We start from the raw sequence: 26,507 nt of genomic DNA, 5'->3' as shown, positions 1-26,507 counted from the left end.
GACGCAGTCGAGCCGCCGACAAGGACAGCCGCCACAACCTGCCGGAGGCGGCTCCGTGCCTATGACGAGTTTGGGCTCCGCAGCTACCAGGGCGTGATTAGCTGTCAGGGTGGACACCACCACGCGCGCCAAGGACCACGTGCGCCAGGTGTTGCCGGATTCTCTCCAGGGCTTGGATGCAACTCTATTCGGCGGGCCCAGCGCGGATTCGTACGCGGGCTGGAAGTCACGAGTCAAACGGTCCACCACTCAGGGCGCGACGAGACTTGGACCATTGCGGCCCTCGATGTGCTGCCAGCCGTCGGCTACGGCACCCGACCGAAGGACGCGCGCGCCCGACCCACTTAGCATGACCAGGGCCGTGTGGCCGCCCGAGATTTCGTCGACCGTTCTTTGGTACCAGACGATCTGGGTCAGCTCTAGGTCGATCACGTCCGCCGAGTTGTTGAGTCGGTGGAATCTGGCTCCGCGGAAACCGTGCCCCGGAGGTTTCGCACGGTCACAGGCGCCTCAGCCGACTGAGAGTTCCTAACCTCGTTGATTTGCAGTTCTACAAAGCTCCCGGCCTCGCTCACATGCCGATCGTCGCCGACCTCGTCCACGGAATCAATCTCGGCAGGCACGACTCGGCGGATGTACTCACATCGGCATGTCCGTGCGTCAGCCGCTCGCCTCGCCGTGACGCTGCGTAGCGCGCGGATCGCGGCACATCAATGCGCCGGAAATGGTGCGCCGAGGTGTCCTCGCCGCACCGACCGCAAGCCCTGCCGCTGCCGAGCAGGACTGACGAGGGCCAGGCAGCGGCAAGCCGAGCGTTGTCGGCGACATGAGATTGAGGTGTTGGCTCTGACCGTCCCGCCGAACCGGGCCGGGTCCGGCCGCGCGGCCAGTGGCGCCGCCGGACCGCCCGCTGTTCGCGGGGTTACCCCGCGATCTCACTCGGTGCGCCGATGGTGTAGAGCAGCAGCGCGAGGGTGGCCAGGGTCAGGGCAGTCAGCACGATGCGCTGCCAAGAGAGTGCGCGAGCCATGATTCAGCCTCCAGGTTGGAATGTCGATCAGGCGGTCGATGTACAGGACACGACCGTGTAGAGCAGAGGTGCCAGGGTGATCAAGGGTGCCGGCCGCCGCCGGGTCACAGTGCTGTCATAGGCGCGGTCCTTCCATCGGTTCGGGGTTGGCTTCACACCGCCGCCGCCGCGGGCACGCCGAGGGCGGCCGGCTCCTCGTCGCGGCGGCCGCGACGCATGACGAGGATGACCAGGGCGCAGGTGCCGCCGCCGATCAGGACGTCGCCGGGGCTCGCGACCTTGCGGACCACCGGTACCGGGATGACGTCGCCGAGCGCGGCGAGCCGGGTCGAGGTGTCGGCCGGCAGGTTCTTCGGACTTTCGAGGCCGGGTGGCAGGCCGACCTTCGCGGATGCGGCCTGGTCGTACGGCATCCGGCCGTTCAGCCCGATGACCAGGGCGTTCATCGACGCGCCGAGCACGATCGCGACGCCGGTTATGCGGATCGCGGCCGGCCAGTGGCTCAGGTTGACTGCGAGCCAAGCGAGCACGATCGCGAAGACCGGCACGAGCATCGAGATACCGAGCGCGTCCTCGACGAGGCGCCGCACGTCGGGCGCGAAGTACTGCGCGAACTGAACGGCGGCGGCCACCCAGACCAACCACAACGCGCGTACCCGGACGGCCTGGAACCCGGAAAGGCGTCCGCCACCCAGGTAGCCGAGCACCACCCCGGCAACCGGCGGTGTGACGGTGAGCAGAAAGAAACTGAAGGACACCGCGCCTCCTCCGGTCTGCTGAAGAGTCCGTATCGTCGTTTCTATGCCTGCGGCGGACCGGACACTGCCGCCAACCCGACAGCCGCCACTGCCGGACACAATGGACGACAGGAAATCGCGGGACGGCTACGCTGGCCGGCCCGCCGCAGGAAGTCGGCGCGTACTCAGCCCTGCGGGTGAAGTCCTGCCCAGAGCCGTCGGCGACTCATGCCCAGGCCCGCCGTCGTCGCCGGCCACAACCTGGATGGCGAAGACGCGCGCGAGACAGCGCTTGCGACGTGAGGGCCAGCGGGAACGTCGGTCATGCTCGGACCCGGTGAGCGCCCTCGGTCTTGGCAGCAGCTCAACGAGCGTCGGGACAGACTCGCGGACAGCAGCGGTTTCCGTTCCGACCAGCGGCCGGGTCCGCGCCCGATCAGCGGCTACTTGTTTAATTTGATCTACGACCTCAGCCCGGCCAGGCTAGGTCGAGGTGGCCAGTGGGTCGTTCTCTCTAGCGGCTGTCCACGGCATACGGGTGTGACTCTGATTTGGCGTGCGCCCACTGGTCACCGCGGCCGGGAGTGGCTCAAGAGCGCCTCTGTGTGTCAACCCCTGCCAAGGGTTAGCCTAAGTTGATCTTTGATGAGGTGGCGGTAAAGGACGTTGGTGAGGCGTCGTTTCAGTGCCCGTCGAGCCTCGGCGGGCGTTTTTCCTTCGGCGATTTTGCGTTGGTAGTAGACGCGGCCCGGGCCGGGATCGCGGGCTTGGACCAGCGCGATGGTGTGTAGTGCGGTGTTGAGCTGGCGGTTGCCGGTGGGGTTGAGCCGATGGCGGCGGCGTTCGCCGCTGGACGCTTCCAACGGCGAGGTGCCGGTGTAGCTCGCGAAGTGATCAGCAGTCGGGAAGCGGGAGACATCGCCGACGTGGCCGAGGATCTTGGCGGCGATGAGGTGCCCGACGCCGCGCATGTCCGTGATCGTGGAGTGCGTCTCGGCCAAGACCTGCCGGATCTGGGCTTGGTTGGCGGTCAACCGCTGGTCCAGGTGGCGCAGGTCGGCGATCATTTCGCGGGCGAGGTCTCGACGGCAGCTGTCGGTGGCGGTGATCGGCCGGACGCTGCGCAGCAACGTCGCGGCCTTGTCGGCGGTGAGGTCGAGTGCCGCACCGCCGGGGATCAGGTCACGCAGCACCACGTGGAGCCGGTTGAGTAGCCGGACACGTTCGCGGGCCAGGTCGTCACGGCGTTCGGACAGCAGCCGCAGCCGGGTGTGGTCGTTCTCGGCGATGACCGGCCGCAACCGCGGCCGGCGCATAGCGGCGTGCGCAACGCTGGCGGCGTCCGCGACGTCGGTCTTGCGACTCCCGCCGGTGTCGAGCAGCCGTGCTCGAGCGGCGAGCGTGGCAGGCACGTCCACAACGTCTTCGCCGGCTGCGGCCAGCAACTGAGCGATGCCGCGCCCCAGCCCGGCGGCGCCCTCGACAGCGAAGCGGCGCTGCGGCCAGCGGGCCGCCCACCCGGTCAGCGTCTTGAACGCCGCGGTGTTGATGGTGACCCGCCGCGAGTCCAACGTCTTGCCGGCCTCGTCGAGCGCGACAGCCGTTAGGGAGGACTTGTGCGGGTCGATACCGATCGTGATCACGGAGAGCTGGAACCTTCCACCAGGCGAACAGGGGAGATCGCCGTGGCGGGCAGCCTGACTTGAAGAAATTCTTAATCACGCCTCTGTTGAGCCACGCCACGGCCGGGCGCCGGCCAGCGTCGGCACGCTCTTGATGAGCCAACCCGAGAGCGGCAAGGGGATTGCGAGCCAGTGCCGACCGGCGCCCTGACGCTACGGGCTGCAGACCCATCGCGCCTGACCAAGATTCAACAAGTCAGGGGTATGCCCAGCTCAAAGTAGCGTTGCCCTCCTCGCCCATCGTCCATAGTGTACGAGCGGAGGAGAACAGCGAATGAGTCGTGCGTCAGGTCGTGTGGTGATCGGGATGGATCCACATAAGCGATCAGCCACGATCGAGGTCATCGACGCCCGGGAACGGGTACTCGCCCGGGGCCGGTACGGCACGGACACCGATGGCTACGCGCAACTACTGGCGGCCGGACGCCGGTTCCCGGACCGGATCTGGGCGGTCGAGGGATGCGCCGGCATCGGGCGGCACATCGCCCAACGGCTGGTCGCCGACGGCGAGACCGTCCTGGACGTGCCGGCGAAACTGTCCGCCCGGGTGCGGGTCTTCGACACCGGGCAAGGCCGCAAAACCGACCCGGTCGACGCGCACAGCGTGGCCGTGGCCGGACTGCGGAGCCCCGCTCTGCGCCGGGTCAAGATCGATGATGCCACCGTCGCCCTGCGGCTGTTGGTGGACCGCCGCGACGAGCTGGGCCGCACCCGCACCGAGACCGTCAACCGGATCCACCAGTTGCTGCTTGAGCTGATCCCAGGCGGCGCCAAGAAATTCCTGTCTCACGCCCAGGCCAGCTACCTGCTGCGCACTGCGCCGGCCCCGGTGGGCATCGCCGCGCAGACCCGCCACCACCTCGCCGGTGAACTCATCGACGAACTCACCGCGATCGACGCCAAGATCAAGGCGGCGGACCAGCAACTGCGCCGACTGGTCACGGCGGCCGGCAGCTCACTGACCGACCTCAACGGGATCGGCCCGTCCACGGCGGCCCGACTCATCGGCGATGTCGGCGACATCAACCGGTTCGCCACCGCGGCGCACTTCGCCTCCTGGAACGGCACCGCCCCGATCGAGGCATCCTCCGGCGATCAGAAGCGCCACCGCCTCTCCCGGGCCGGCAACCGGCGCATCAACCGGGTCCTGCACATCATGGCCGTCGTGCAACTGCGCCACGACACCCCCGGCCGCGCGTACTACCGGCGCCGTCTGGCAGAGGGCAAAACCACCATGGAAGCCCTCCGCGCCCTCAAACGCCACCTCTCCGACGTGGTCTACAAGCGCATGGTCAACGACGCCAAACGCGCCCGCATCAACGCGACGGGCCCGGGAGGACAGACGGGAGCGACTCTGCATTCCAGCGCGGACGGCCCAATCCCGACGGTCGCCTCTTCGGACAAGTCACAACCCGGACCCGCCACTCGCAAGCGTAGAACAAACCTCGCCGCAACCCCTTGACTAGAGGGGAACCAAATCAGTGCGTTGAAGGGCTCGGTCCCTCATGCTTGATCGTCGGTTTCTTGACCATCATCGTTGTTGAGAGCCGCGTAGCCGCGGTCTTGAACGAATGGGAAGCGCCTCGATGCGTTGTCTATCCATGCGTCGACGGCTTCCGGCGATTGCCTGATCGCGTCGATGAGGTTCTGGATGACTTCACGTTTGCTGGGATTGATATGTCGATCGAGTTCGGCCTCGGTCACCTCTTGATATGTCATCGCGAGCTGCCAGAAGAACTTCATCAGCACTCGGCACTCCTCCTGTTCGCGGTCGTCAGCGAGGCGCAGCATGACAACGCCCTGAGCCAGGCGGAGCTGTGCTTCGTCCCGGAAGCCGTGGCGTAGATCGACCAAGGACACGAGGGGACATTACAAGGCCACGTTTGGCGCAGCGAGCGAATACATCAGGCGCCCGCTCAACCGCAGGAGCGTGCGTCGGGGCGAACCGACCTGCGATACACCGCGTGACGGCTTACTGCCAGCCGCGCGCACGGTCGGCGGCAGATGAGGGCACTCGTCATAGCCGAGAATCGACCGACTCTGTGTATCCGAACGACGCTGGGACCAGCGACCCACTGAGTCGCTGGGCCGGATTGTCGTCACGGTTCAAAGGATGATTTGGCGCAAGTTTGGAGACGCACGCCGCCAATCCACTAGACAACGCCGTTGAGCCAACACCGTAGCTTTAGCTTACCTTCGCGTTGCCCATGGTGCATGGCCAGGGAACTGCATTTTCGATTCCTTTGGTCTGCGTTGCCACAATTTTAAGGTGAACGACGCCAGAAATCTTCAGTGACTTTATCTCTATATGCTTTCCGCGCACCGTCTTTCCCTCCTTGAGTTCCCTTCCGTCTCCAAGGATGCGCCAATGGCAGGCGCTCGGTCCTTGATCCTCAGGAGCGTCTCCTCTGAGCCCAAGCGCGATATAAAGCTTCGAGTATCGACCTTGGAGGGCGAACTCAACCGCCTCAGATTCGTCTCCGAACGTAGTGGCAAAGCTCATGGAGTAGACGTACTCCCGGCCGTCGATGTAGAAGGTCCCTTTTTCGTTGAATGAATTACTGCCCCCTACTGGTTCTAGGTCATTCAAATAGGCAGGTGGTGGGCCTTGCACCGGACTGGTTGGTGGTGATGTCGGTTGCCGGGCCCTCGAGGAGGGCAGCTTGCTGCCAGTACTACGGGGTCCGTTCGCGGCCCCACCATCCTCGGAATTCTGAAGATCATTCAGGGTGTTACCAGTGATGAAGCTGAACAGGCTGCTGACGTCAGCAACGGCACCTAGAGTGGCAAGAATTGCAACTACAATTCCGCCTACGGTGACCTTTGCGGCGGTGGAGCCTGAAGATCCACTCATTGGTCACCCTTTCGCCGGCCCAGATGCACCATTCGGGATGTTCGAGTTTAGAATCTTGGTAAGTTTCGTTGCCATGCTGGCACGGCATGCACATGCCCGACTAATATCCAATCCTCCTGGTCGGGCCCTGTCGATAGGCCGTACGGCCAGCAATCACGATGGAGGTTGGCGAGTAATCAATGTCCACTTCACGCTGGATGACATTCGCGCTGCGGCCGAGCGTAAGTGCGGGCTCGACCAACATCGGCACGGGAACCGCCCGGCGAAGCTGCGCTGCTGGCGGTGGCTGCGGATGCGGTCGGCGAGGTGGTTCAGGGTTCGGCTGGACAACGAGATCGTGGCGGGGTAGGACAGCATGGTGAGGCTCCCGGTCGGGGCATCGGGTTTGGTCGATTTGCTGTCCTACCTGGAGCCTCGCCCTCATCGATCAGCGGCCCCTGCTGGCCCGCGCTGACCTGCAAGATCAGGTTGGAAAAGGCTCAGTGAATCGCTCATGCCCCGTCCAATCCCGCTGCACCGGTGGGGCGTTCTGGCCGGTCACCGGCGAACGGCCAAGCGATTTCCTCGATGTGGCCTCGGTGCCGGGCCGAGGAGCCGCGCAGCGGCCCCGATGCCTGGGCCGCGCCGGGCATGTTCTCGTGGGGCTGGGCGATGCTGGGCACTCAAGCCCGTCTCATTCGTCGACGGCAAGAGCTTCAAATATCCGATCCAGTATGAGGCGCATACCCGACCAGTCCTGCTTGCCGATGAGGCGACGGTCTGCAAGCGCCGAAATAGCCTTCCGATCGAATGCATCCTGAATGACCTTCTTGCCGACTACTTCTCCCTGATATCGCTTCACCTTACCCATGAATCCCTTCCATTGAATCGGCGTACGATTGCCGCCTTCATCGCTCAGTATATCGTCACCGAGATAGAGCTCAATCGAGCATGCTAGCCCGTTGACGTCCATCTCCAATTCTCCCGTTGGGCCGATCGTCGGGTAACTCCGGGCACTTTCGAGCGGAGGATAGTGGACTACTTTGTAATGCGGCGGCAGGCTGTATCCAGTTAGGCCAAGTACTGCCTCGTAGGCTGCAGCATCATTGTCGAAGAGGGCTATGATTCTGTTCGACACCCCGGCGGCGGCGAAGCTCTTCAGTGTTTTAACGGTCGAGGAGGCGCCACCTTCGTTTCCGAATTCAAAGTCAAAAAACCTAATGTAGTGCGAAAGGTGAGGCATAAGTATCTCGATCGCCGCGCGAAGGACCTTCGAATCGTAGCGCCCTTCAGTTATTACGATTGGCGGGCCGGGATTGAAGACTGCGCGATAACCTGAGCCATCGGTGTCCATTAAGAATCCCCGGTCCAGAAGTCCGTCGTAGTCCATCTCGGTCACATCAAGCGTGACCAAGGCGTCCGGCTCCACAATGCAGGCCAGGATTCTAAGGAGCCAACGTGCGTCCGCCTCCTTGAAAATAGCCAGCGGCCCAGTGGTTGGATGACTGGGTGCGGATGCTTGGCGCTTAAAGGTAATGTGCGCTGAAGCGCCTTCAAGCCAAAGATCGAATGGCAAGTCCTTCAGATGCTCAAGTTTCTCATGGTTGTACTCCAACAAATGGTCCAATGCCGGCAAGCCCTGCAAATCTGCAATGACCTTTTCTAGGCGCTTGACCTCCAAGTCGCGGCTGGCTGCGTATTGTCGGCGTAATTCCTTTTCTCCATAGCCCAATACATCAAGCCTTTGCCTGAGCGTGGATGCGGTCGCTTGAAGGACCGTTACTGCGAGCTGATCGACCAGGCCATCCTCTATCCGCGGCGATCCGGCAGGAAGCAATCCCCAAGCGAATTTGGCTGCGCTGGTTCCGGCTAAGCGCTGCACCTCATTGCTTATAAACAGGTGAAGTAACTCGTCGCGGAAATCATCTTTATACGAAAATACCTCGCGGCTCTCTACATATATGCATTGGTAGGTGTTCATTTTCGCATGGTGGCGCACTGGGGGACCGAGAGTCAAGCCCATATACCCCGTCCGGTTGCCGGCCCCGCCGCTGACCGGGAACTCCGCCCCCGCAGCATGAACTCCGGTGTCCGGTTTGGAGGAGGTGGAACTTCAGACCGTGCCTCTCGCCGAATTAAGTTCTGGGTGGCCTGGGCCGGTGTTTGACATGGGCAATCAGCCGGGCAGCGGACCATCGTGTTGATCGCGTCACTGGGCGACCTTTTTACCCCGACGCAATATTCTCGGCAGATGAATGCGCTGGCGAAGCATGCGCCCTGATCGCCGGACGGATCGAGGCTTCGCGCACATCTGCCGAGCGAGCGTCCGGCCGGCCCCTGGCGTGATCCATGCGTGATCGACGGTCCCGGCGTGGGTCAACCCTGCCTGGCGATGGCCGACAGAAGCCCAAGCCTGGCAATGCTACGAAGCCATGTAATTCCGGTACAGAAAGGCACAGCCCCGGGCGGCACGGCCCAACAACGGACTCGATACCGCTTCCCGAGTCGAGCCGAGCTGATCGGCACGGGCGCCCTCCTGGCCGATTCTCGCCGCGACACCTTGTGGTCACCCCCGTCGGAAGACTCGGTCGACCACGCCCCCGCAAAGCCCGTCCTTTTCGGCCGGGCTTTGGATGACCAGGCCAACGCTAAGGCCGTCCGAAATCGCCGGCCTTTGGCCGCCCAAAGCTGGTCCTTTTGGGCCACAGAGCCCGGCGAAAAAGGACGGCCCTTCTCCTCAGTCCCCTCATAAACCTCCTCCTCAGACGTGAGCGACCCGGTCGCGCAGATCGTCGCCGCCCTCGAAATCGAGGAGGAGGAAGCCAACTTGATCCTCAAAAAGATCTTCACCAGGGCACACGGTCGATCACAGTTCGCGCGCTTCGCGCGAATTCGGGCACCCCGGCCCCGCGCCGTCGGCCCGCGGCTCGTTGCCCCACACGTATCGTGGTCGGATGCGTACGAACGTGCTCCACGTGGAGTTTGGCGTGGTGCTGGATTTGTCCCAATTGGATCTTGGCGTCTCGGAGCTGCCCGGTCTGTGGGAGCAACTGCACGGTAAGTGCAAGTCGGGCACCCTGCAGTGTATCGACCCGGATCACCCGGCCGGCGCCCCGCCGTGGCTGTACCTGCGGGAGAACGAGGACGGCACGCGCGAGGCCCGGCACATCAACTGCCCGGAGCACACCACGTCGGGCGAGAGCGACGAGCACAAGGCGCTGAAAGAGCGGATCGCCAAGGCCGCCGAGTCCGGCGGGTTCGAGGCGATCGTGGAGGACAGCCCGAAGCACCGGCGCCGGCGTACCGACGTGCTCGTGCGCGGCGCCGGCGTGGAGATCGGATTCGAGCCGCAGCTTTCGCCGATCACCGCGGCGACGGTGCGCCGCCGGTCGAAGGTGGCGACGGACGACGGCATTACCCCCGCGTGGATGACGAACAGCCGCACGTCGAAGGTGATCGACCAGGCGCCGTGGGCGCGGATCGACCGGAAGCCGTGGAACGAGTACCTGTCCGACACTGAACTGCCGGTGCGCGGCGGCGTCCGCGCCCTGCGGATCGAGGAGTGCGCGCGGATGGGAACGGTGTGCCCGGACAAGAAGGCTGGCCGCCCCTGTAGGGGCTGGCACGGATCGTGGTCGGACGCGCGCGCCCTGGAACGCTTCGATGACCTGGTGATCAAGGCCGCGGCCCGCGAGCTGGTCCCGGTGAACGTGCAGCGGACCGCGCACCGGTCGGTGTGGTTCTGGGTGCCGGCGTCGGACCTGGAAAAGGTCGACCTGACCGGCACGATCGCCGACGGTGCCACACTCGGCGGGGTCATCACCCGCGTCGACAGTCAGCCCCGTCTCACGGAGTCGGCGTGCAAGTACGGGCAGGACAGCGGCTACCGGCCGTCGGCGTCGCCCGGCGCCGACCGCACCCCGGTGGGAGCCACGCTCGCCGCGCCGCCGCGCCCACCGATGGTGTTTCTGGACTGGTCGAGCGCCGCACACTGGGCGAAGCAGGCGCTCCCGTGCCGGATCTGCCGGAAGGCAACGAACGTGCGGGACCACCAGATGCGCGCCTGCCACAAGTCGTGCGCCGAAGACGAACTCCGCCGTCAGTAACCCGCTGACGGCCCGCGGCCGGCCCAGTGGCTCGGCCCAGGCCGTTCGCGTCATAGGGACCGACGTTATCGCCGCGGTCACGTGGTAGACGCCCTTCTCCACTCGTGCCGCGCCGCGGGCCTCTCGTCGGCCCACTCCGGTCAGGGACGAACCGAGGTCACCGTGCCCTGGGCAGGAGCGCCCACCTCGAGGGTCCGGCCCAACTGGCGCCGGCCGACCTCTGGCGCTTCCGCAGATACGGCCGACGACCAGGACACAAAAATCCGTCCGACCAGGAGTACGCCCTCAACATCCCCGGACGGCTCATGCAGCACCGCCCTGATCGCGGGCTCATCCGTGGTTGGCTCGTAGGTTCGACAGACCGTCAACCCCATCGCCAGCCTGCTCATCGGCACGTCCTGCCTGCTCTTGGCGTCCCGGGCTGCGACCAAGTCGCGGCGGATCTCGTCGGCGACCTCGCCTTCGATCACCCCGTACGTCAGGCAGGCCGCGAGGTACGCGTGCTTCAGCAGCGCGATCTTGCAGCGGTCCCAGTTCGGCAGGACGGCGTCCAGGTCGAGTTCACCGGACGCCAGCATCGTCCCGAGGTCACGGTGAGCGCGCCCGTCGACCACCAGCACGAACTCGCCGGAGGGGGTGTTGCGCACCAGGAGCCGCTTCTCCTTCCGCGGCCCCTGGACGGCGTCCGACCGCAGCAGCGGCCGAGAAATCGCGCCCTCGACCCAGTCGATCAGGTCTGGCTCGACGTAGCTGCCGAGCCGGTTGTTGCACGGCTCGCACGTCAAGGTCAGTTTCTTCCCACCGATCCGCTCTGGCGGGACGTGCTCCTCGGAGGTGGCCGGGTCGCCGCAGATCGGGCAGCGCTCGAACACGCGCCGGTGGATCGGCTCGATCATGGTGAGCTCGACCGTCTCGCCCGGATCGTCGGGGCGGAGCTCGATGTCCATCGCCGTTCCGTCGGGCATGGAGATCGACATCGACTCTGGAGCACGTTGGGTCACATCCGGCAGGCTATCCGGCTTCTGCCCGACTAACGGGGTCATATGTTGTCGATCCGTGGACGTCATCGCGCGCCACTTGGCGAGTGTGATGCGCCCGTGCTCGGCGAACCACTCGCGCAGCTCCTCAGAGCCGAACCGGTCGACACGCCACGCGGGACCGGAGAACAGGCTCCGCGGGTCCACGCCGCGCGCCTCACCTTTCCTAGGAGAGCACATGCCCGCGGGTCGCCGTCGCAGCCAGCACGTACCGGCGCGCCACCTCGGCGTCGTACGCGCGGCGCACCGCCTGCTCGAGCCTTTTTTCCTGCTCGCCTCCAGTGTGAGCGGGGCGGGCAGCGCGGCGCCGGGAGTTCGGTCCGGGAAAACCGGAGCTGCGCACCGCGCTCCAGGTGTTGCGGCTCGGCCGTTTTCCGGTCGCCGCGCTCGCGGCTGCTCGGCATTCCCTCTTGCGGGCGCTACCTCTTCTTCGGCTCCCTGCCGTACTCCTTGACCAACTTCAAGACGTCGAGCCCCGCCGTTCGAGCCCGCATGATCATCCCGGTGTCGTGCGACACCATCGTGACCGGCTTACCTGCCCATGCCTGCACGCTGAGCGCCCGGTCGACGATCTCGTCATCGTCGTTCGGCAGCCGATGATGCCCGGGTGGATCGAGGAGAAGATCCAGCGCGACCGGACCCTTTTCGATCTTCATGCCGCCCTCGCTCGGTCGCTGCGGGTCGCGGAGGACGCGACCGTACACCGCGCCCGTGATGGTGGTGCAGCCGGTCTGGTGCTGGATCGATTTGGTGATGGTCGCATTCCCGTGGAGCCATCGCTCGAGATGCCGCATCTGCACGGTGTGGCCGCGGGCGCCCCACTGTCTTATTTTGACCGGATCGAGCCGGTGTCGGACGTGAACAGGCGAGGGTGACGCACGTTGTCGTTCTTGACAATGTTCACGTCTGCTGGCGGGAAGCAGCCGCTGTCGAGGATGTCGACAGCGGCTGGTGTTGGCGCTGATCACGCGTGTCAGTGCCCGGCCGTCGGCCGGAAGTCTCAATAGCTGTGGTGCAGCCGGCCAGGTGTGCATGAACTCCTCGGCGGTGCGCGAGTCGAGTAGTAGTTCAAGCGGCATCGTTCGTCTCCTCGGGGCTGCCGTGCGTGGGTGGGACCGGATTGCGCTGAGGAAGGTGGAGCTGGACGGCTGCTCACACCGGCAGATGCGGCTCTCGTTGTTCCTGGTGCTCGATGACCGATTCGGCGGTGTCGAGGGCGCTGCTGAGGGCGGCGAGATGACCTGGGGATATGGTCCCGAGCCCGAGGCCACAGGCGGACATCAGGTCGTTCAATTGACGGATTTGCTGGGCTGTGGCGAGGTCGAGGCGCCCAGGGTGGGACAGGAGGGCACGCGCGGCGTAGCCGTCGCTCATGGCCTGGCGGATCAGGCTCGCCGTGACGCGCCGTCGTGCGGGGTGGCCGCCTTCTAGAGCGTCGACGACGATGAGTCCGAGCCGGATACGGAACACCACGAGTCCGGGCTCGCCATGGTCAAGGCGTTCGTAGGCGGTGTGCGCGGCGGCCGTCGGGTCGGCCGGGCTGCCGGTGGGCACGTGGAGGGACAGGCAGGCGGTGACGGCGTCTTCCCACGGTTCGCCGGGCTGGGTTGCGGTGAGCATCGCTCGTGCCTGCTCGCTGCGGCCTGCCACGGCGTGAGCGATGATCGCGACTTGTCGGCCGTCGAGCATGCGGGCGCCGATTCCTTTGTATTGGCCGAGGCGTTGGCTCGCTTCCTCCCAGCGGCCGGCGGTGGCGAGGGCCTGGGCGCCGGTGCCGAGCAGGACCGTCCATAGCCACTTTCGTGTTTCGGCGTGCGTCCCGGGCGTGGCAGTGAGTGCGGCGGCCGGGATGGTGATGCCGTCGATCGTGATGTCCGTGCGGGTATCGATGGCCTGGAACAGCTCCTCCAGCAGCGTCCAGGCGGCGGGGCCGTTGCCCGCCCGGATGTGAAGACGTGCGAGGTTGACGATGGGTTCGAGGGCGTGCCGGGGCTCGTTGGTGTGGGCCGGGGCGATGTTGGCGAGCCGGTGGCACCAGGTCCGTGCCAGGTCGGGTGTGCCGCAGTCGGATGCCACGAGTGCAGCCAGGTTGAACACGGCGGTGGCTGCTGTCACATCGCCGTTCTCCTGGGCGTGGTGTGCGCGTTCCTGGAGGTCGGATACGCGTTCGTCCAGCGGGGCGCAGGGGGGCCGTGTCCGAGCGACCAGGGGGAACCTGCGGGCGATATCCGGGTTCATGAGGCACCGTCGGCCGCGAGAACGTCGAGCGCCGGATCGGGGCCGAAGATGATGTTCGCGGCTGTGGTAGCGAGTGCTGCCTGTTGCAAGCCGGGTATGCCTCGTCGGTTCCACGAGAAGATCACGTGGTGTGCGAGCACGTCTCGTAGCCCGCGGTGAAGGTGGCCGGTCTCGTTGAGGTACAGCAGTGTTTGACCGGCAGCGGCGTATGCCTCGATCAAGGTCTGGTAGCCGGCCAGCGCCCCTTCCTGGCGAGTGAGACTGGCCAGGTCGACGGTGAGGAGTCTCTTCACTGCGTTCAGGAGAGCTGAGGTAGCGCCGGGCGCCGGTGGGTCTCGATGTTCGGCGACGCGTGCCCATACGTCGCCTTGTTCGTACCAGTCGAGCGATGCTTCTCGCATCATCGCCGCCAGAAGCATGATCGACGTCTCGCGCTGGCGGGCGGCTGCGCCATCGTTGTCGAGAAGGAGGTGGCGGCTGTCGTGGTGCCACAGCTGATGCGCAGCGTGCATACCCTCGGCGCCGCCGAAGGCATGGACCTCCGGCTCATAAATCCCCGGGATGACGGCACGTAGGTGGTGGCCTTGGGTGAGCCGTTCCAGTTTGTTGACCACGTAGTTGTCGGCGTCGTGCGCGGCCGGGGCGAAGCGCACCCGCCAACTTTCTTTTCGTACGTAGAACCAGGCGGTGATGTGCTGCTGGCGTTCGGCTTCGGCCATGATCGGGGCGAGGTGGCTCTTGGCGGTCTGCTCGGCGGTGTGCGGGTCGGGGAAGGTGATTGTGGCCTGCCGCCATTCGAGTGTCGTCATCGACGGCCTCCGCTCGATCAGTTGAGGGCGAGGAAGGCGTCCCAGCTGGTGGCCGGGGTGCCTACTGTGGCGGTGTGAAGGGCGAGCGCTGCTCCGGCCGTGCCGTTCATCAGCTCGGGAACGTCGTGCTCGTCGGCGGTGAGCTGGCTCGCCAGGTCACCGGCGAGTCCCGGGATCAGCGCGGCGAACTGGTCCGCTCGGCTCAGGTCGGTGCTCGCGGCGCTCATCCGGCAGGCGGATTGGAGCAACCCGGCCCGGCCGTGGCAGAGCCCGATTCCGTCGAGCCGGTCGCGCTGCGTGGCGTCCTTCAGCACGGCGAGCATCGCCTCCTCCGCGTGCCGCTGACGGTTTGGATCGTTCTGCGCGATCCCGGCGAGCTGCTGCGCGCGGGCGGTTCCTGCCGTGCCGTAGCACCATGACGGCCGGTGCCGGACCGGGTCAGTGCCCGGGGTCACGTGTGCGGGCCACCAGACACCGACGTCGTCGTGTTGACGGTGGGCGTCGGTCCACCGGGTCAGGGCGGCGAGGGCGTCGTTCGCTGCTGGCGTGTTGTGGCCGTGGCCGATGGCGTAGGCGAGCAGGGCGATGACGGCGCTGATGCCATGGGCGGCGCCGAGGTTGCCGTGGCCTTCGGGGAATTTCGGGTCGGGCGTGCCGGCGAGGCCGGCGGGCATCCACCAGGGAGGTAGTCCCGTGTCGTCGCCGAGAGGCTCGGTGAGACGGGTGAGGTAGCCGACCACGCCGGTGCTGAGGGGGTGATCGGGATGTGCGTGCAGCAGGTAGAGGCCGAGTCCGGTCAGGCCGTGAACGAGGTCAAACTCGTACATCGGTAGTGGCCCGCGGCGGTCGATGCGGTCGTGAGCGGCGGCGAGTCGTTGACGGGTGAGGGTCATCGTGGCGTCGGTGAGGTCGGCGTAGGCGCGGCGGTAGCCGCCGAGGGGCCGGGCGGTGTGCAGCATGAACGCCAGTGCGGGCGCGCCGTGGAAGGGATCGGAGTTGCGGCCGATGCTGACCGGCTCGCTGGCCGCGGCACGAATCCAGCGGTGCGCGAGGGCTTCATCGCCGTGTCCGGAGACGGCTCGTTCGATGTGCAGCAGGGCGATGCCGAGCGCGCCTCCCGCGAGGGATTGAGGGCGGGTACGGCCATCGGGCGACGGGCCGACGATGGCGGGGTCGCCGAGCGTGTCGCAGACCGCCACGAGTTGGTCGGCGGGGTTGATGGTGGGAGTCATCACGGGGCGCTCCTTGTCGTCCAGCTCAGCGCGGCGGCGCGAGCGAGGTGGAGGCAGGCTCGTTCGCTGTCCAGGCCGAGCCCGGCGACGCGGACGTGGTGCAGGTGCAGCAGATCAGGCAGCAGCTCGACCGGCGGTACGGCGCTGACGGCGGGCAGCTCGGTGCGCCAGGCGGTCAGGACGAGGCGGCGCTGCGACCATCGGTCGATCACGTTCTTGCCGCCCGGGAGAGCCACTACGGCGGAGCGGTCGTACGGGTTGGCCAGAAGAACGGCCTGGTCGTAGATGTGCCGTGCAGGCGCGGGGCGATGCGTCCGAGTGTGGGCGATCAGCCATCGCAATGCCTCCGTCGGATCACCGATGACCGCCGTGACGAGGTCGACCATGCTGGCGGCGGCAACCGCCTGCCAGTCCGGCGCGGAACGGCGCTCGATGACGGCCAGCTGAGCGAGCGCGGCGGCGGAGTCCGCCGCGAAGACGGCCGTGGTCATGCGGTAGGCGTCCGGACCGCCGAAACGGCCGGGCTCCCCGAAATCGGTGTCCCATTGGACTCGCCGGGTCAGGTCTGCCTCGGCGAGTTCTCGCGTCCAGTCGGTGACGGCGTTGGTGGGCAGGCCGGTGATCCTCAGCCGGAGGTGGGGTTCGGGGTCCGCGTGGCGGAGGAACCAGCAGGTGCCTGTGTCCGGCAGGCTGGCCAGAAGCCGGGGCACGTGCGCGCTCAAGATGGCGGTTTGGTCGCCGGGGCGGGCATAGATTTTCAGGTAGAGGTGATCGCTGCCCGGCAGGGTTCCATGGTTGCGGACGTCGATCGGCGGGCTGATAAGGCGGGGCGCTGGCGGCCGTGGTGCGGTGGCGGTCAGCGGGATGACGATCTCGTGCCGGTGGCCGCCGAGCCAGGCGTCGCCGTCGCGCCCGAGGCGCAGCAGCGCGGTGGGGTGGCGAGTCAGATGGTCGCGCAGCAACGCTTGGTGAGCGGATTCGTTCAGATCGAGTCCAAGGGTTTGATCACCGACTCCGAGCAAGACGGCAGCGGGGCAGGTGGTAACCTCTCGCCACGCGGCGAGCGCCTGCTCCCACCGGTTCCAGGGGGCCTTCCGGTCCGGTAGTTCCTCAGCGCGCAGAAGCCACCGCGCTGGACTAAGCAGCGTGCGGCCGTAGCGCAACGCCGGCAGGAACGGCAGGGCTTTGGCTGCCGGCCCCCATTCCACCGGCGAGCACTGGACGGCGAAGGCCACCGGCGCCTCGGCGAGGAACCGGGCGAGAGGGTGGGCGTGACGTACCGGCTCCACGGCGTTGACCGCGATAGGCTGCAACGCCTGCTGCCGGGACACTGAGACCAGGTATAGGCGATGCGCGTCTGCGGTCACGGCGATGTCGTCCAAGCTGATCGCCGTCGGGGACCCGGGGTGGTACTCACCGACTGGTATCACATGGGGCAGGGTCTGGGCAGCACGGTTGACGTCCAGGCTGATGGTGTAGCGAGTGACCGAGGACAACTGGGCCAGGACCGCTCCTGCGCTGGCTGGCGGGCTTTCGGATGCGCGAGTGGCTATCCGCTGCCGCGCGGATTTGTCGAACAGGTCCAGGAACCTGCCCGCGGTCGCGAACGCTTGCGGGCAGGCTCGCACCACAGACAGGTGGAAGTCGCCCTCCGCTACGTCCTGAAGGGAGTCGGCGTGGACGCGGACAGTGAGTTCGGCGGTCGGAGCGATCTCTGTTGCCGTCGCGCCGGCCAATTTCTCCAGGAGGGCATCGTCGAGGAGCACCTCGTGCTGTCGGCGCAGGGCAGCGTCCTGGGCCACTGCAATCAACCGGCGGTCCCTGTCGTTCAGCACGGCCGCAGCCTCGGCGGGCATCCCGGCGAAACCGGCCGGGTAACCGAGGCCGACCTGGGCATCGACGGCGTCCAGAATAGGGACCACGGCGTGCAGGCCATAGCGATTCAAGAAGCGTGTATGCCAGTCCTGCCATCCGGCCGATGCCGAACGAGCGAGACGGGTCAGCGCTGCGGCGGCGCGACATGCCTCAGCTGTCACCGCCGTTGGCAGCACGAGATCGCAGTCCAACCAAAGGTCCACCCCCACGGCTGAACCCAGATGGATCTGAGCAGCGGAACCGCAGATGTCCCGGCGAAGCGTGGCAGTGGTCGACTTGTCCGAGGCTTGGTCGTGACGCTCTTTCAGGTCACGAAGCTCAACGAGCTGATCCAGTAGCGGAACAGTGCCGCCCTCGGCGGCGATGGCCCCGAGTTGACCCACGAGATACGCGAGTGGTTCGGTCTCGGTAGACGGCGGACGCAGATTGGTCAGCAACACGCGCTGCGCAATCATCTGCCCGACCAGCCGCTCCGCCCCTTCTCGAGGTGCTACGCCGTCCGCCACCAACGTGCCGATCAAGTCCGCACACCGGATCGGATCAGCGGCCAGTGCAAGCGTTTCACGGATGACCTCGGTCGCCTCGATCCGCAGATGTGCCGGCGCACCGCGAGGGTCGCTCGTGGCAGCGCGGTACTCCAGGATCACCTTGTCGGCCCGCTCTACCAGCAAGTTGTTCGCGCGCACCATCAGACGCCGACGGAGTTCCGCGTCGGATTCCAACCGATCGATGACGGCGGTTAGCCACGAGGCCTGAAGGCGAACAACGGGCTGATGCACAGAGCCCCATCGAACGCTGCCGTCGCGGCTTGCAGTGGCCGGGGCGACACCCGCGAACAGACCGAACGGCGTGGCACGAGTAGTGGCGCGCAGCAGGTAGCGCATGACCGCGAACAACACCGCCCGAGCATCGGCGTGGGACGCGCTCCCGCTGATCACGGCGGCGGCCCGTTCGGCGAGGTCTGGGGAGGCGTGTGCCACGGCGGACGCGAATCCGGGAATCGTCAGCGCCGTCTCTGTAAGCCACAGCCGCCATTCGGGCGCAGAGTCACTACTGGTCAAGTCAGGCCAAGAACCGAGTTGATCCGGGCGTAGCACGGCGGCCCTGAGCGTCATGGCGTCTTCGACGCTGCGGTACATGGCGGCCTCCCCAGGTCGCGGTCTGACTGACGTCGGGGTGGGAACGCCCCGGCCCTGCGCGGGCTTGCAGGGCCGGGGCATTCGTTACCTCCGACGTCAGCAGTTCGTCTCAGGGCACGGCCATCCCGGCAAGGCTGGCTGGCCGAACGACGTGCCGGAGGATGCTGCTCGTTAGCAGCTGGTGCAGGCCGACGCGCAGGTGCTGCCGCAGCCGTCCTCGGTCATCTTGATGATGTGCTCGACGGTGCCGCCGGCCTCGATGAAGTCGATGTCGAGGTCGAAGCCGTCGGTGGTCTGGCCCTCGGTGTCGGGCAGGACGATGGCGGGCGGGGACATAAAAACCTCCCTGATAGCGGTGATCGGGGTTCCCCGGTGCTCCCCGGTGAGGTCGAGGAGCACCGAAGCTTCTAGGACCTGTTGCCCGTGTTGGTGAGCCGCGGCCGTCACATGACCGCTGAGTCACTACTTGCCAGGCCAGGCCATGGACCGTGTTGATCCGGGAAGAGGGGGTGGCCGGGCGATCGGGCTGCGGAGATGCGGTTTGGTCAGCAGCTGGTGCAGGCCGACTCACACGTGGTGCCGCACTGGTCCTCGGTCATCTTGATGATGTGCTCGACGGTGCCGCCGGCCTCGATGAAGTCGATGTCGAGGTCGAAGCCGTCGGTGGTCTGGTCCTCGAGGTCGGGCAGGACCGTGGCGGACGGGGACATAGAAACCTCCCTGATAGCGGTGATCGGGGTTCCCCGGTGCTCCCGGTGAGGCCGAGGAGCACCGAAGCTCTTAGGACCAGGCGACGGTCAGGACCCCGTGTCGCTTGGCGGTGTGCCACCCGATGAGGCCGCTCGTGTCGGTCCCGTTCGGGTGGTAGGCGATCTGCGCGGCGTTGCGCCGGTAGTGCTCACCGGCCCAGGTCTGGATCATGGAGAGAAGCTCGCCGCCGACCTGCTCGGCCTGCGGACCATGCGCGATGACGCCGGTCTCGTAGCCGCTCACGGTCTCCGGGTTCTCCCGCTTGACCCGGTAGGCGAAGGATCCGCCACGCACCAGCGCCGGGGTGCCGATACGCACGGTGCGGTCGACGACGCCCTGATCGACGGCGTCCTGCGCGGCGTGCAACATCGGCATCTCCGGCCCACTGGTCAGCAGGTACAGCTCCAGCTCGTCCGGCATGTCGAACGGCTTGCCCGACCAGCTCTGCACCGGCTTGGAGTTGAGCGCCTTACGCAGCGCCGGCACGTCGAAGGTCAGCGTGCTGTTCTGGTCGACTCGCAGGCCGATATCGGGAGTGACGGCAGTCAGCTTCTCGTCGGCGGCGCCGTCGCCCTGCATCGGCACGAACGCGCCGAGCCGGTAGTTGTCGGCGCTCAGACTCGGGCTGTCCGGAGACCGGTCGAACGAGATGAGCCGGGTGATCGCAGCGAAGCGCAACGGCACCACGATCCGGCCATTCGGGGTGAGCTGATCAAGCCAGGCAGGCGGGCTATCCCACGCCCCCACCGTGACGATGATGCGGTCGTACGGCCCGTTATCCGCGACGCCGTGCTCGGCGTCGGCGTGTACCACGTTGACGTGCTCGTACCCTGCCCTGGCCAGACCCGCGCGGGCACGGTCGACGATATCGGCGTCGATGTCCACGGTTGTCACCGAACCGGTCGGTCCGACGACCTCCGCGATCAGGGCGGCGTTGTAACCCCCACTGCCGATCTCCAGCACGTTCATCCCCGGCCCAACGCCTGCCTGTTCGAGCTGAATCGCTTGGATGTTCGCGGCCGAGACCACGCTGGTCTTTCGCCCGTTGGCGTCGGTCTTGGGCCACAGTGTCGTGCCCGTCTGATAGACGTTCACCAGCGGCTCGTCGGGAGCAAACTCGTGCCGCGGCACGGTGTTCATCGCCGAGGCGACGCTGCCGCTGGTGATGGAACCTTCTTTGCGCAAAGCGGCCACCATGGCCTCACGCATGGCGCCAGCGCCATCGAGCTGCACTGTCATCGGATCGATCCCTCCGGTCTGGGTCCGCCGTAGCTACGTCCGGCGATGCCCTGTTGGATCTTTCAGTGGATTTGAGATCCCGCCCAGCAGGGCTGGGACGGGATCGGCTGATCAGGGGCGGGTGGACGATCGGCGCAACGCGCCTTTTCGACCGGTCTTTGTCCCGCCCTGGGCTATGGCCATCCTGCTCGCGGCTTGGGGTCTTGCTAGGACAACGCCTCGACTCCGTAACCCCACTGGGGGATAGCCGCTATCGGTAGGCATTCAGGTATGGCCCTTCAACAAGGGCGAGCCAGGCGGTGCCCGAGTCAGCCGGGGTTGGTCGTGATTGTCCGGTCGGGCTTGCGAACGATGACGCCGTAGGCGACGGCCTCCGCTTCGGTGATCTGCGGGTGGGGTTGGCGGTTGGGGTGCCAGTTCACGACCGATACCAGGCCCGGTGGTAGGAGCTCGAGATCGCCGAGTAGTGCGGTGATTTCGGTGTGGGTGCGGGGGCGGAAGGGGCCGTGCCCGGCGCCGGGTTCGGCGAGCTTGGTTAGTCGTTCGATGTGCTCGGGGGTGAGCGGGTCGAAGGTGACGTGGGATAGGGCGAGGTAGGAGCCGGGTGGTAGCGCGTCGATGATTTGGGCGAGGGCTCGTTGGGCGTGCTGGTCATCGACGACGAAGTGCAGGACGGCGAGGAGCAGGACCGCGACCGGTTGGTCGAAGTCGATGAGTTCGCGGACGGTGGGTGCGTTCAGGACGGCGTCGATGTCGTCGAGGCCCCCTTCGGTGACCGAGACCGCCCCCAGCGGATCGCTGAACATGAGGGCGCGGGCGTGGACAGCGACGAGGAGATCGGGGTCGACATAGGCGACATGGGCGTCCGGGTGCACGGCTTGGGCGATCTGGTGGACGTTGGGCGTGTAGGGCATGCCGCAGCCGATGTCGAGGAATTGCCGCATGCCGCAGTCGTCGGCCAGGAAGTTGACGGCACGGTGCAGGAACGCGCGTAGCTCGCGGGCGGCCTGGCCGACGGAGGGCAGTTCTTCGCGGATCTGCTCGGCGGAGGAGCGGTCGGCTGGGAAGTTGTCCTTGCCGCCGAGCAGCACGTCGTAACGACGCGCGGGCGCAGGCCGGTCGTAGTCGTAGGGGGACTCTGGCGGGGTCATGACTGCCCGCCTTCGCACGGGCCGCCGCAGCAGTGGCCGGGGTTCATGTCGGCGGTCAGGCGGGCCAATACGGCCCGGCGTTGCCCGGGTGGGGCGGCTGGGGCGTGGTCGATCAGCGCGTCGAGGCGTACCGCACACACGTCGTGATGGTCTTCGAGCCCGGGCAAGTAGTCGGTGACCAGCAGCCGGTACCGCGGTCTACCGGGCTGGTAGACATCGGGCAGCCCAGCGCGGACGCGGGTGGCGTCGCCGTTACGTCGGCAGGCGGTCAGCATCGCCTGGTAGACGACTGTGCAGCTGACCACCAGTCCGAGTTGCTGGCTGTGCTGGTTGCGGGCGTGGGTAAGGGCGTCACCGATCTCGCGGAGGGCTTGCCCGCATCGGCCGACCGCGTGCAGGTCGGCGGCCAGGGCGACCCGGTCCTCGATGTCAGCAGGATCGGCCGGCTGCCCCCGCATGCCGAGTAGTTCCTGCCAGATTCCGATGGCCTGTTGCCGATGGCCCTCGCCGCGCAGCGTTTCGGCGTAGGTGCGGGTGGCCGCCACGACCCGGTCGTATCCGGCCGTGGGGAGCTGCCGGGCGGCTCGGTAGGCGTAGCGGGCCCACGGTAGCCACAACTGGCCGTAGGTGGGATCGGCTCCGACGAACGCCAGGGCCGTGTCGATGAGTTCGACCGCGGGTGTCGCCGTGGCGGGATCGAGGCAGGTCAGCCGGGCCAGCCTCGCGTCGGCGTTGGAGTCGGTGTTGCGGTCAGATGCCATCGAACTCACTGGTCTCCAGCAGGGATGTCGGGGTACGGGGTCCGTTTGCGGCCGGGTGGCGCAGCTGGGGCGGGCATGGGGGTGGGTGATCGTGTGGGGCCGGGCGGTGCACCACAGTGGGCGTGGCAGCGGTGTGGTGCACCGCCCGGGTGCGGGGTCGCAACGGTCGGGACCCCTGCAGCTGGCCGTCCGGGCAGGCGGGTGAGAGTTCGCTGGCCCGGGCGGCTTTCCCGCTATCGGGTGGAGTGGGGTTCGGGTTGGCCGGCGGGTCGCCACATGCGGTAGAGGGGTATCTGGTCGGTCACTGCGATGGTGGGCGGGTTCATGTCGGTGTAGCCGTGCCGCTGGTACAGCGCCCGGTTCTGTTCGCCGGTGGCTTCCAGGTAGGCGGGGATGTCCTCGGCGTCGAGCCGGGCGTGCGTGTAGTCCATTAACCGGCTGCCCAAGCCTTGGCTCCACCGGCGGGGGCGCACGGCGAGGAACAGCAGGTGCCAGTGCGCGTCGCTGGGGTGGTGGGCATCCATCACTGCGTCGAGGTGCTGGAACTGTGGCAGGTCGTCACCGGCGAGCTCGGTCGGGTATTTGGCGTATCCGTCCGGTTCGCTCGGCTGGCCAGTGCGGTCAAACCAGACTGCGGCCGCGGTGCCGTCGGCGGTGAGGGTGACGTGGCCCGCGCCGGTGATGGCGTGGGCGATGTAGAGCCGGTACCAGGCGCGGGAGACCGGGCGGCGGCGGGCCGGGTTGGGGACGAGGTAGCGGATCACGTCGAGGTGCAGGAACGCGTCGGCGACGATGTCGGCGACTAGGTCGATGTCCTGCTCGGTGGCGGTGCGCAGGTCCGGGACGGTGCCGGGGCTGGTGCTACTCATCGAGGGGGCTCCTTTCAGACGATGGCGGACAGGGCGGACGTGGCGGTGCTGCTGCGGGCACCACGACCGATGCCTTCGTAGATCTCGGGTTGGGTGCGTTTGAGGATCAGCCCCCAGACGGTGCCACCGGCGAAGATCAGCAGCAGCGCGATCGGCACCACCCGGGCTGGGCCGGTGCCCGGGTCCACGCCGTAGAGCCCGGCGAGGTTGTCGACCGCCAGATACGCCACCAGCAGCAACACGACCGTGGCGAGCAGCGGCGCGATACGGCGCTGCCACATGTTCTCCCCGTGGGCGTCGCGGGCGAAGAACGCGATCACCGCGATGCTGGTCAGGGTGTAGAGCAGTAGGACACCGAGGCCCCCGGTGGTGGAACCCCAGTAGAACAGCTGCACCAGCGGGTCCCAGCCGGCCACAGCGAAGACGATCAGGACGATCAGGGCGAGGCCGGTCTGGGCGAGAGAAGCGTTACGGGGTGCGCCTTTGATGGTGGTCCGGCCGAACAGCCGGGGCAGGACGCCTTCCCGGCCCAGGGCGAAGGTGTAGCGGGTGATGGCGTTGTGGAAGGCCAGCATCGCCGCGAACGTCCCGGTACCCAGCAGAACCTTGCCGACGGTGACCGCTCCTTGTCCGAGCATGACCGCGGCCTCGTTGAAGAACAGATCCGCGCCCTCAGCAGTCGCGCGTTCGATCGGCCGGGGCCCGGCGGCGGAGATCTGCACCCACGAGGCGAGCGCGTACGCCGCGCCGATGATCGTGATGGTGACGTAGGTGGCGGTCGGGATGGTGCGTTTAGGATCTTTGCTTTCCTCGATGTACACCACCGATTGCTCGATCCCGGCGAACGAGGTCGCACCCAGCACGATCAACACGCCGAGGGCAGCGCCGGACAGGTCGCTGACGTTGATCGCCGCGGCGGAGAACGCGAACCCCGAGGTGAGCATGATGGCGACGCTGTACAGCGCGACCAGGATCGTTTCGGCCACGACCAGGAACACCAGCACGTAGCCGGCCACCTTGACCTCGTTGGCCCCGAGAACCGCCACCAGCGCCCACGCCAGGATGGCCGGGACGAGCCAGTGAACATCAAGACCAAGCCAGTCGCTGAGCAGCGGCGCGCCGATCGCCGCGCTGAACGCGCCGTAACAGCACAACTGGAAACTGTTGTACGTCGCCAGGGCGAACCACGACGTGCCGACACCGAACGGGCGACCGAGGCCGTGCGCGACGTAGGCGTAGAACGCCCCGGCGTTCGGGATGTGCCGGGCCATCGCCAGATATCCGACGGCGTAGATCATCAACAAGATGGCCACCACAAGGATCGCCACCGGGAAACCCAGCAGGCCGGTCGCGGCCAACGCGAGCGGCACGACCAAAGTGATGACCGTCAGCGGGGCCACGCTGGACGCGATGGCGGAGCCGATCGCAAACGAGCCAAGCCGGTTACGCGCCAGCGCATTAGACACGCTGGACTGCGCGACAGAGGGAGGTGCGGACACCGGGAGTGCCTCCTGCATAAAAGGGGACGAGGGGTTGGGGTGAAACCTGGAGAGGGGTCGAGCGGTGGTGCGGTTGGGCGGTGGGGAGGGCGGTCAGCGCATGGCGGCCTCACCAACGGCGGCATCAGCGGCCCGCAGCAACTCCCGCAGCATCGCCCTGATGCCGGGTTCTCCCGGGTCGGTCAGACCCGTCTTGATCAGCCCGCCCAGCAAGGACCGCTCATGTGTCGACAACGTGGCGAAGGCGTGATGGTGCAGCCCGGTAGCCAAAAGCAGACCGGCCAGAAACGCGTCCAGTCCGGGCAAGGGCCGTCCGTGGTGCACGGCCTGGGTAATCGAGTTCGCGGGTAAGCCGGAGGCATTGGCATCACAGGGCACGTACCGGGCCGTGGTGCCGCCGAACAACCGGCGGCGTTCCTCACGCCGTACCAGCCCGGTCCGCGACAACCGGTCAACGACCCGGGCCTCCGCCCGCCCCTCATAGGCCAAATACGCCATCCACGCCTTGAGCTGATGACCACGCAGACGGTGCCGAGTCTCCTGCCGCACAGGCGGGGGCCAGCTACCGCGCTCCGATGCCCGCGGCCCGCGGCCCTCGTCCTCGCGTGCCTGCACAGCCGCGCGTTCTTGCTCCTCGGCCTCCATCCTGACCAGCAACGGACGCAACGCCGGATCGGAGGGCAGGTTGGCCCCCGTCCGGAACAACTCACCCTCGCGTAGCTCCAACCACCCGGCGTGAACCAGCTCCGCCAGCAACCCAGCCGCCAGCCCGACCCCCAACGGCCGCTCACCGATCAGACGAGCACCTTTCACGCCGTCGTGCGCCGCAAGCCAAAGATCGTCGGTGAGCCACGTCGGCCCCGCTGACGGCATGACGATGTCCCTTCAACACGTGGAAATGAACAGGCCGCAGATGGCGCCCAGAGAATCGAAAACGTCGCGAGGGGCGCGTCACCCTGGCTATGGCCGCATTCCTCACCGTGGCGAACCGGGGATACGACACCGGGGAAATCCCTTCACTGGCATTGAGGGTGGGGACTCCGCAGGCCCTCGGGGCGGATCTGCGAGAGTCCGGTGGTCTGGAGGGGATGTCGCCGGCGCCAGCTTTGCCGGGCGAAGCCGCGCGACGGCCGCCACGCCCTGCCCAGCAGCGGCGACGGGCGCGTCCTCATGTGCGCGGGACGAACCGCACGTCGTCGACCGTCCCGCCAACCTCTATGCGGCTGTATAGACGGGTCAGCGCCTCGGCCGGCGCTTCCACCCAGCCAGCGGCAGTCATCACCGGATCGAGCCTTACGGCGTCCGCGTAGACCTGGCGCTCGATGGTGTCAGCGTCGATTGGCCGCAGCCTGCACCCGCACACGGCCGTGTACTCGCGTGTGGAGTCCGGTGAGCCCCACCGGCTGAAGCGTGCCCCGCAGCGACAGAACAATCGGCCGCTTAGCGGATATGGGTTGGTCAGGCTGGCCAGGGGAACGAGTTCGCTATGCACGGAGGGGTCCTTCGCCGTCGAAGCGATT

21 protein-coding genes and 1 pseudogene are annotated in these 26,507 nt (G+C 66.8%); 2 read left to right on the top strand and 20 right to left on the bottom strand.

Annotation, left to right across the window (positions count from 1 at the left end; all coding sequences use genetic code 11):
• Positions 1–1,182: 1,182 nt before the first annotated feature.
• Positions 1,183–1,788, bottom strand: a complete 606-nt coding sequence (locus LXN57_RS12130) for a DUF5317 family protein (RefSeq protein ID WP_251798152.1) — start codon at positions 1,786–1,788, stop codon at positions 1,183–1,185.
• Positions 1,789–2,375: 587 nt separating this feature from the next.
• Complete coding sequence (locus LXN57_RS12125; RefSeq protein ID WP_251798151.1) at positions 2,376–3,410, bottom strand: IS110 family RNA-guided transposase; 1,035 nt, start codon at positions 3,408–3,410, stop codon at positions 2,376–2,378.
• Between the two features lie 346 nt (positions 3,411–3,756).
• Here LXN57_RS12125 and LXN57_RS12120 point away from each other — a divergent pair, with 346 nt between their 5' ends.
• A complete protein-coding gene (locus tag LXN57_RS12120) occupies positions 3,757–4,911 on the top strand; it encodes an IS110 family RNA-guided transposase (RefSeq protein ID WP_251798150.1) in 1,155 nt (384 codons plus the stop codon).
• Positions 4,912–4,952: 41 nt separating this feature from the next.
• Here the strand turns inward: LXN57_RS12120 and LXN57_RS12115 are convergent, their stop codons facing one another.
• The 4 genes and pseudogenes from LXN57_RS12115 to LXN57_RS12100 all read right to left on the bottom strand — a co-directional run bounded on the left by LXN57_RS12115 (position 4,953) and on the right by LXN57_RS12100 (position 8,263).
• Complete coding sequence (locus LXN57_RS12115; protein WP_251798149.1) at positions 4,953–5,309, bottom strand: hypothetical protein; 357 nt, start codon at positions 5,307–5,309, stop codon at positions 4,953–4,955.
• 325 nt (positions 5,310–5,634) lie between these two features.
• Positions 5,635–6,303 carry a hypothetical protein gene (locus tag LXN57_RS12110; protein WP_251798148.1) on the bottom strand — a complete coding sequence of 223 codons (669 nt, stop codon included), beginning with the start codon at positions 6,301–6,303 and terminating at the stop codon, positions 5,635–5,637.
• Positions 6,304–6,573: 270 nt separating this feature from the next.
• A pseudogene (locus tag LXN57_RS12105) lies at positions 6,574–6,660 on the bottom strand (IS5/IS1182 family transposase); the annotation flags it as partial.
• 316 nt (positions 6,661–6,976) lie between these two features.
• Positions 6,977–8,263 (bottom strand): HEPN/Toprim-associated domain-containing protein, encoded by a 1,287-nt coding sequence (locus LXN57_RS12100; RefSeq protein WP_251798147.1) that lies wholly within the window; start codon positions 8,261–8,263, stop codon positions 6,977–6,979.
• A gap of 973 nt (positions 8,264–9,236) precedes the next feature.
• Between LXN57_RS12100 and LXN57_RS12095 the strand changes: the two genes are divergently transcribed.
• Entirely contained in the window at positions 9,237–10,388 is a 1,152-nt protein-coding gene (locus LXN57_RS12095; RefSeq protein ID WP_251798146.1) for a competence protein CoiA family protein, read from the top strand.
• 140 nt (positions 10,389–10,528) lie between these two features.
• Here the strand turns inward: LXN57_RS12095 and LXN57_RS12090 are convergent, their stop codons facing one another.
• The 14 genes from LXN57_RS12090 to LXN57_RS12025 form a co-directional block, all read right to left on the bottom strand.
• The gene (locus LXN57_RS12090; RefSeq protein ID WP_251798145.1) at positions 10,529–11,572 is read right to left on the bottom strand and encodes an HNH endonuclease; all 1,044 of its coding nucleotides are present in this window, start codon (positions 11,570–11,572) and stop codon (positions 10,529–10,531) included.
• Positions 11,573–11,844: 272 nt separating this feature from the next.
• Positions 11,845–12,504 (bottom strand): hypothetical protein, encoded by a 660-nt coding sequence (locus LXN57_RS12085; RefSeq protein ID WP_251798144.1) that lies wholly within the window; start codon positions 12,502–12,504, stop codon positions 11,845–11,847.
• A gap of 73 nt (positions 12,505–12,577) precedes the next feature.
• On the bottom strand, positions 12,578–13,540 hold the full coding sequence (locus LXN57_RS12080; RefSeq protein ID WP_251798143.1) for a hypothetical protein: 963 nt from the start codon (positions 13,538–13,540) through the stop codon (positions 12,578–12,580).
• A gap of 119 nt (positions 13,541–13,659) precedes the next feature.
• Positions 13,660–14,472, bottom strand: a complete 813-nt coding sequence (locus LXN57_RS12075) for a thiopeptide-type bacteriocin biosynthesis protein (RefSeq protein WP_251798142.1) — start codon at positions 14,470–14,472, stop codon at positions 13,660–13,662.
• A 17-nt stretch (positions 14,473–14,489) separates the two neighbouring features.
• Entirely contained in the window at positions 14,490–15,704 is a 1,215-nt protein-coding gene (locus LXN57_RS12070) for a lanthionine synthetase C family protein (protein WP_251798394.1), read from the bottom strand.
• Positions 15,704–18,718: a lantibiotic dehydratase gene (locus LXN57_RS12065; protein WP_251798141.1), complete on the bottom strand. Its 3,015-nt coding sequence runs from the start codon at positions 18,716–18,718 to the stop codon at positions 15,704–15,706. Before LXN57_RS12065 ends, LXN57_RS12070 begins: the two co-directional genes overlap by 1 nt.
• Before the next feature lie 171 nt (positions 18,719–18,889).
• Complete coding sequence (locus LXN57_RS12060; protein ID WP_251798140.1) at positions 18,890–19,054, bottom strand: FxLD family lanthipeptide; 165 nt, start codon at positions 19,052–19,054, stop codon at positions 18,890–18,892.
• Between the two features lie 209 nt (positions 19,055–19,263).
• Positions 19,264–19,428: an FxLD family lanthipeptide gene (locus tag LXN57_RS12055; RefSeq protein ID WP_251798139.1), complete on the bottom strand. Its 165-nt coding sequence runs from the start codon at positions 19,426–19,428 to the stop codon at positions 19,264–19,266.
• 70 nt (positions 19,429–19,498) lie between these two features.
• Positions 19,499–20,707: a methyltransferase, FxLD system gene (gene fxlM, locus LXN57_RS12050; protein WP_251798138.1), complete on the bottom strand. Its 1,209-nt coding sequence runs from the start codon at positions 20,705–20,707 to the stop codon at positions 19,499–19,501.
• 308 nt (positions 20,708–21,015) lie between these two features.
• Positions 21,016–21,858: an SAM-dependent methyltransferase gene (locus LXN57_RS12045; protein WP_251798137.1), complete on the bottom strand. Its 843-nt coding sequence runs from the start codon at positions 21,856–21,858 to the stop codon at positions 21,016–21,018.
• Complete coding sequence (locus LXN57_RS12040) at positions 21,855–22,619, bottom strand: hypothetical protein (protein WP_251798136.1); 765 nt, start codon at positions 22,617–22,619, stop codon at positions 21,855–21,857. Before LXN57_RS12040 ends, LXN57_RS12045 begins: the two co-directional genes overlap by 4 nt.
• 233 nt (positions 22,620–22,852) lie before the next feature.
• Positions 22,853–23,488 (bottom strand): GNAT family N-acetyltransferase, encoded by a 636-nt coding sequence (locus LXN57_RS12035; RefSeq protein ID WP_251798135.1) that lies wholly within the window; start codon positions 23,486–23,488, stop codon positions 22,853–22,855.
• Between the two features lie 14 nt (positions 23,489–23,502).
• Complete coding sequence (locus LXN57_RS12030; RefSeq protein WP_251798134.1) at positions 23,503–24,888, bottom strand: APC family permease; 1,386 nt, start codon at positions 24,886–24,888, stop codon at positions 23,503–23,505.
• A 192-nt stretch (positions 24,889–25,080) separates the two neighbouring features.
• On the bottom strand, positions 25,081–25,860 hold the full coding sequence (locus LXN57_RS12025) for a GPP34 family phosphoprotein (RefSeq protein WP_251798133.1): 780 nt from the start codon (positions 25,858–25,860) through the stop codon (positions 25,081–25,083).
• Positions 25,861–26,507: the final 647 nt, after the last annotated feature.

Origin of the sequence: Paractinoplanes hotanensis (genome assembly GCF_023717965.1) — a bacterium.
GTDB lineage: Bacteria > Actinomycetota > Actinomycetes > Mycobacteriales > Micromonosporaceae > Actinoplanes > Actinoplanes polyasparticus.
This window is presented reverse-complemented; position numbering and strand designations above follow the sequence as displayed.